This window comes from Bradyrhizobium sp. (assembly GCF_028868675.1).
Lineage (GTDB): Bacteria > Pseudomonadota > Alphaproteobacteria > Rhizobiales > Xanthobacteraceae > Bradyrhizobium.
Genome location: NZ_JAGWUA010000031.1, coordinates 25,282 through 31,532, shown reverse-complemented (window position 1 = coordinate 31,532; position 6,251 = coordinate 25,282). Strand labels below are relative to the sequence as shown.

Annotated in this window: 4 protein-coding genes and 1 pseudogene; all 5 read right to left on the bottom strand. The window is 67.1% G+C overall.

The features are described from left to right. Positions 1–97, bottom strand: a pseudogene (locus KGM94_RS06850) (TatD family hydrolase); the annotation flags it as partial. A 123-nt stretch (positions 98–220) separates the two neighbouring features. Beyond that, positions 221–2,377, bottom strand: a complete 2,157-nt coding sequence (locus KGM94_RS06845) for a PAS domain S-box protein (RefSeq protein WP_300256219.1) — start codon at positions 2,375–2,377, stop codon at positions 221–223. A 169-nt stretch (positions 2,378–2,546) separates the two neighbouring features. After that, positions 2,547–4,472, bottom strand: a complete 1,926-nt coding sequence (gene metG / locus KGM94_RS06840) for a methionine--tRNA ligase (RefSeq protein WP_300256217.1) — start codon at positions 4,470–4,472, stop codon at positions 2,547–2,549. Positions 4,473–4,521: 49 nt separating this feature from the next. Continuing rightward, positions 4,522–5,568 carry a DNA polymerase III subunit delta' gene (locus tag KGM94_RS06835; protein WP_300256215.1) on the bottom strand — a complete coding sequence of 349 codons (1,047 nt, stop codon included), beginning with the start codon at positions 5,566–5,568 and terminating at the stop codon, positions 4,522–4,524. Further along, positions 5,565–6,251 (bottom strand): dTMP kinase, encoded by a 687-nt coding sequence (gene tmk / locus KGM94_RS06830; protein WP_300256213.1) that lies wholly within the window; start codon positions 6,249–6,251, stop codon positions 5,565–5,567. The genes KGM94_RS06835 and tmk overlap by 4 nt, the downstream gene beginning before the upstream one ends.

Genomic DNA, 6,251 nt, shown 5'->3' with positions numbered 1-6,251 from the left:
TGCGGCCGACGCCGGCTGCGGCGGCGCGCGCCACGATCCCGTCGAGATCGCCGGAAAAATCCGGAAAATCCAGATGGCAGTGACTGTCGACAAGCATGTTCGAGAACTGGACCCGTGAACGAAAGTGCCGACGGCACAGCACCGGTTACTACGCGTCACGGCGCGCGGCCGCAATAGCCGGGGACCGGAACCTGCCCCGCGTCCGCGGCTTGCCTTCAGGTCAGACGTCCAGCACCTCGCGCACCTTTTGCGCCAGCTTGTCGCTTCTGTAGGGCTTTTGCAGGAGATGGACCCCCGGATCGAGCCGCCCGTGGCGGACCATCGAATGTTCGGTATAGCCGGAGGTGAACAAGACGCGGGTCTCGGGATGCGCCTCCATGATCCGATCCGCGAGCTGACGTCCCGTCATGCCGCCCGGCATGACGACATCGGTAAACAGCAGGTCGGGTGCGCCGGAGCGCGCGACCCCGTCCAGCGCGGCCGGCCCGTCGCCGGCCTCCGCCACCCGATAGCCCAGGCGCCGCAATTGCTGGACCGCAAACATCCGCACGTGAGGATCATCCTCGACCACAAGGATCGACTCGTCGCCGGTCGGCACCCTGGCCGGAGCCTGCACGGACGGAACGCCGATCGCGGCCCCGGCATCGGCGCGCGGCAGGTAGATCTTCAACGAGGTGCCGTGCCCCATCTCGCTGTAGACCCTGATGTGCCCGCCCGTCTGCTTCACGAAACCGTGCACCATGCTGAGCCCGAGGCCGGTCCCCTTGCCGACCTCCTTGGTCGTGAAGAACGGCTCGAAGATGCGGTCCAGTATCCTCTGCTCAATGCCGACCCCGGTGTCGGAGAGCGCCAGCATCACGTATTGTCCTGGCCTGACCTCGATGTTGCGCGCGGCATCGTCGCCCGACAGGTCGGCGTTCGCCGACTCGATCGTCAGCTTTCCGCCCTGCGGCATCGCATCGCGCGCATTGAGCACGATGTTGAGGATGGCGGTCTCCAATTGCCTGATATCGGCGGTCACCGCCCACAGCGGCGTCGCGAGCTGCAGATCGATCTCGATGTTCTCGCCGATGGTACGGCGCAGCAGCGCGCTCATCCGCCTCACGGCCTCGTTGAGGTCGAACGTGCTCGGCTCCAGCGTCTGGCGGCGGGCGAAGGCGAGCATCAACTGCGTCAGGCTCGCTCCGCGCTCGGCCGCCTCGACGATCGGCCCGACGAGCTTGCGGCGCTGCTCGTCGCTCCCGGTCTCGTCGAGCAGGACCTCCGAATTGCCGAGGATCACGGTCAGCAGATTGTTGAAGTCGTGGGCGATGCCGCCCGTCAATTGCCCGATCGCTTCCATCTTCTGCGCCTGCTGCAACTGCACCTCGATGCGCTTGCGGTCCGTGATGTCGGCGGTCACGAAAACGATGCCACCGATATTGCCGAGGGCGTCCCGCCAGGGCCGTATCTCCCAGCGCAGCCATTGCAGGCGGCCGTCCGCTCGGGTGAACAGCTCCTCGTCCGACCGGATGGTCTCGCCTGCCAATGCGCGCTGGTGGATGCGGCGCCAATGATCCGGAATCTCCGGAAACACGTCATAGTGCGACAGCCCGTGCAAATCGCGCCCGACCAGGCCGTAGTCGACCAGCCATTGGTCGCTGAACACCAGATATCGCAGGTCCCGGTCCAGCATGGCGATGGCGGCCGGGGAATGTTTGATGAAGTAGAAGAGACGCTCCTCGCTCTCGCGCAGGTCTTCCGCGGACTTCTGCTGCAGCGTCTCGAGCGCCTTGCGGCTGGTGACGTCCCTGACCGCGGCGATGGCGGCATAGCGGTCGGAAAACGCCATCGGGCTCAGGCTGATCTCGGCGGGGAATTCCGTGCCGTCCTTGCGCAGGGCCCAGAGCGTCAATCCACCTCCCATCATCCGGCTCCTCGGCGCGCCGAAGAAGCCCCTCACGTGGTCGGAATGCGCGGTGCGAAACCGTTTCGGCATCAGCACGTCGATCGGCCTGCCGCTTAGCTCATGGGGCTCATAGCCGAAGACGTCCTCGACGCGGCTGCTGGCGAACTCGATCGTACCGGTCGTGCCGATGATGATCACGGCATCCGGGCAGGCAGCGAGGACGCCGCGGAATTTTGCCTCGCTGAGCCGCAGTTCGGCTTCGGCCAGGTCCCCGCGCGCCGCTCGCTCGTTCGCTTGTCGATCGAGAAGCCGCTCCCGAATGCCTGGCCTGCGCGTCGCGCGGAGCCTGTCGCGTACGGCGCGAGCACGCTCCCGCGAGTCTGCTGCGATCAGTCTCAATATCCAGCCGTCAGCCCCTTCGTCGCGGACGTCAGTCGCAAGTTTCGACTCGAAGCCCGCGCCCGGTTTCCCACCGCGAAAGAAGAGCATCTATCGTTGATCGAGTCATCAACCGAGCGCGCCGGAGGCGTTTGCGCCGTGCGTTTTTGTCTTAACCTGGATCAACAAACTGCGTTGAGCCCGGTCGCGCGCTTCAACACGTGCTGAGCGATCCGCTCGCAACGGGGCGCTCGCCGATTGTGCGCGCGAAGACGCCGTTTCAGTTCGCGGTCGGCTCGATGTAGCGCGGGAATGCCGGCGCCGGCGCGGGCAGCGTGGTGCCCGGTGCGACCCGTCGCGATCCGCCGAGCATGGCGAAGCTGCGCTCGCTGTCGGGGACGCCGAGGCTGTCGAGCAGCCTCGCGGATGCGCTCGGCATCGCCGGCTGCGTGAGGATTGCGATCTGGCGGACCACTTCGGCGGTGACGTAGAGCACCGTCTTCTGCCGCGCCGGATCGGTCTTGGCCAGCGCCCATGGCGCCTCGCCCGCGAAGTAGCGGTTGGCCTCCGCCACCACGGCCCAGACGGCGTTGAGCCATTGATGGATCTGCTGGCTCGCCATCGCCTCGCGCGCCAGCGCGATCATGCCGTCGGCATGGCCGAGAATGGCCTTGTCGCTGTCGCTGAACTCGCCGGGTTCCGGCAGCACGCCGGACAACTGCTTGGCGATCATCGACAGCGAGCGCTGCGCGAGATTGCCGAGGTCGTTGGCGAGGTCGGCGTTGATGCGCGCGACGATGGCTTCATGGTTGTAGTTGCCATCTTGGCCGAACGGGACCTCGCGCAGGAAGAAATAGCGCATCTGGTCGACGCCATACTGGTCGGCGAGATTAAAGGGGTCGACGACGTTGCCGACCGATTTCGACATCTTCTCGCCCCTGTTGAACAGGAAGCCGTGGGCGTAGACCCGCTTCGGCACGGGGATTCCGGCGGACATCAGGAAGGCCGGCCAGTACACGGCGTGGAAGCGGATGATGTCCTTGCCGATGATGTGGACGTCGGCCGGCCAGTAGCGCCAGTTGCCGTCGCTCTCGTCGGGGAAGCCGACGCCGGTGATGTAGTTGGTGAGCGCGTCGACCCAGACATACATCACGTGCTCTTCGTCGTCGGGCACCTTCACGCCCCAGCTGAACGTGGTGCGCGAGATCGAGAGGTCGCGCAGGCCGCCCTTGACGAAGCTCACCACCTCGTTCTTGCGGGAGTCCGGCCCGATGAAGTCCGGATTCTGCTGATAGAGCGCGAGCAGTCTGTCCTGGTAGGCCGACAGGCGGAAGAAATAGCTTTTCTCCTCCACCCATTCGACCGGCGTGCCCTGCGGTCCGAGCCGCACGCCGTCGTCGTTGAGCCGCGTTTCGTCCTCGGCGTAATAGGCCTCGTCGCGCACCGAGTACCAGCCGGAATAGCTGTCGGGATAGATGTCGCCGTTCGCGGCCATGCGCCGCCAGATCTCCTGGCTCGAGCGATGATGCTGCTCTTCGGTGGTGCGGATGAAGCGGTCGAACGAGACGTTGAGGCGCCGGTCCATCTCGCGGAAGCGGCCGGCGTTGCGCGCGGCGAGTTCGGCCGGCTGCAGACCCTCGCTCTGCGCGGTCTGGATCATCTTCAGCCCATGCTCGTCGGTGCCGGTCAGGAAGAACACGTCCTTGCCGTCGAGCCGCGCAAAGCGCGCCAGCGTGTCGGTCGCGATCGCCTCGTAGGCGTGGCCGATATGCGGATGGCCGTTCGGATAGGCGATCGCGGTGGTGATGTAGAACGCGTTGCCGCGATCGGGCCGAGCGGTCGGCGCGGCGGCGGGGGCGGCCTTGGCCGGCGAACGTGGGGTCTTCGGCTTCGCCGGCTTTGCGGCGACAGGCGCGGGCTTGGGCGCTGCGGCCTTAGGTGCAACTGACGGCGGCTTGGCAGCCGCCTTTTTCCTGGACGTCGACTTGCCGACCTTCTTCGGCGCCGTCTTCTTCGCCTTGGTCTTCCTGGCGACGCGCGTCTTGGCCTTCTTCACGCGCGTCTTGGCCGCGCTCTTCCGAGCCTTGGTCTTCGCCTTCTTCTTGGCGTCGGCGCGCGCACGAGACTTTGTGACCTTCTTGACGGCTTTCTTGGTCGCCTTCTTGCCGCCCTTGCGCTTGACAGTTTTCTTAGCTCGCGTTGCCACCACGAATTCCTCTACGGCTCGAAATGTCGGAAACCAACGCGAAAGGCGCCTAGCGCATCACGTCCGCGAGCCAGCCGAACACCGAAAACACCAGCGGCTTGCGCTCCAGATTGTAGGTTTCGGTGTCGCGCGCGGCGCGGACGATCTTTTCCCATACCTCCGCCAGCCGTGCAAGGCGCGGCAGGTTCTGGTTGGGATCGACGTCACTACCGTGCAGGCGTTCGGCAATCCAGCGGTCGACGCCGTCGACGAAGGCGGCCAGCGCGACGCGGTCGCTGATGGGGAGCGAATCGCCCAGCGCGTGCAGTTCGCGCGGATCGACCTGTGGCAGCCGCGCAAGCAGCGCCGCGGTGCGCTGCTGCAGCTTCAAGGCATCGCCGCCGAGCAACGTGAGCGCCCGCGCCACGCTACCCTCGGCGGCCTCCGCCGCCTCGCGCAAGGCCGGATCGCCCTCGTCGAGACCGCCGGCAGCGGCCGCCGCCTCGATCACCTCGCCGGTCGACAGCGGCCGCAGCTGCAGCTTGCGGCAGCGCGACTGGATCGTCGACAGCACGCGCGCCGGCGCGTGGCTGACCAGCAGGAACAGCGATTGCTGCGGCGGCTCCTCGAGGATCTTCAACAGCGCGTTCGCAGCATTGGGATTGAGCTCGTCGACGGTGTCGACGATGCAGACGCGCCAGCCCTCGGCCGCGGCCGTCGAGCCGAAGAAGGCGATGGTCTCGCGCGTCTCGTCCACCGTGATCACGGTGCGCATGACGCCGCGCTCGTTCGCGGTGCGCTCCAGCGTCAGGAGGCCGCCATGCGAGCCGGCCGCGACCTGCCGCGCCACGGCGTCGTTCGGGTCGAGCGCGAGGGTTTCGGCGCGCTGCACGGCGGGCGCCGTCGGCCGGCCGTGGGCGAGCACGAAGCGCGCCATCCGGTAGGCCAGCGTCGCCTTGCCGATTCCCAGCGGACCACCGATCAGCCAGGCATGCGGAATGCGACCGCTGCGGTAGGCGTCGAGCAACGCCGCCTCCGCCTCGCGATGGCCGAACAACAGGTTCGTCTCGCGCGGATGCGGAATGGCGACTTCGCGCTCGGTCTGGCGGGGGCTCATGCCGGTTGTGCCGGAATGGCCGCCGCGAAGATGTGGTCGCGCAGCGCCGACCAGACGCGTCCGGCCACCGTATCGGGATCGGCGTCGGCATCGACCAGCACGCAGCGCTCGGGATCGTCGGCCGCGATCTTGCGATAGGCCTCGCGCAGGTTTCGGTGAAACTGCAGGTCCTCGGCCTCGAACCGGTCGGGCGCGTCCTTGCCGCGGCGCGCGGCGGCCCGCTGCAGGCCGACCTCGACCGGCAGGTCCAGGATGATGGTGAGGTCGGGCTTGAGGTCGCCGATCGTCACGCGCTGCATGGCGTTGATCAGGCCGGCCGGCACGCTGCCGAGGCTGCCCTGATAGGCGCGCGTGGAATCCGAGAAGCGGTCGCACAGCACCCACGTGCCCTGGTTCAGCGCCGGCTGGATCACGCTGCGGACATGGTCGTCGCGCGCCGCCGCGAACAGCAGCGTCTCCGCGTCGGGCCCGAGCAGCTTGCCCATGCCCGACAGCACGAGGTGGCGCATGATCTCGGCGCCGGGCGATCCGCCGGGCTCCCGGGTGACGATGGTCTTGAGCCTGGCGGCATCGAGCCGCTCGGCAAGCTTCCTGATCTGGGTCGACTTGCCGGACCCCTCGCCGCCCTCAAAGGTGATGAAGCGTCCGCGTCCGGACGGCGGCTTCACTGCGATCCCGTTCAT

Bases quoted from the DNA above. Each gene is read 5' to 3' on its own strand.
- KGM94_RS06845 (WP_300256219.1), bottom strand. From the start codon at position 2,377: ATGCTCTTCTTTCGCGGTGGGAAACCGGGCGCGGGCTTCGAGTCGAAA.
- KGM94_RS06835 (WP_300256215.1), bottom strand. From the start codon at position 5,568: ATGAGCCCCCGCCAGACCGAGCGCGAAGTCGCCATTCCGCATCCGCGC.
- tmk (WP_300256213.1), bottom strand. From the start codon at position 6,251: ATGAACGGGATCGCAGTGAAGCCGCCGTCCGGACGCGGACGCTTCATC.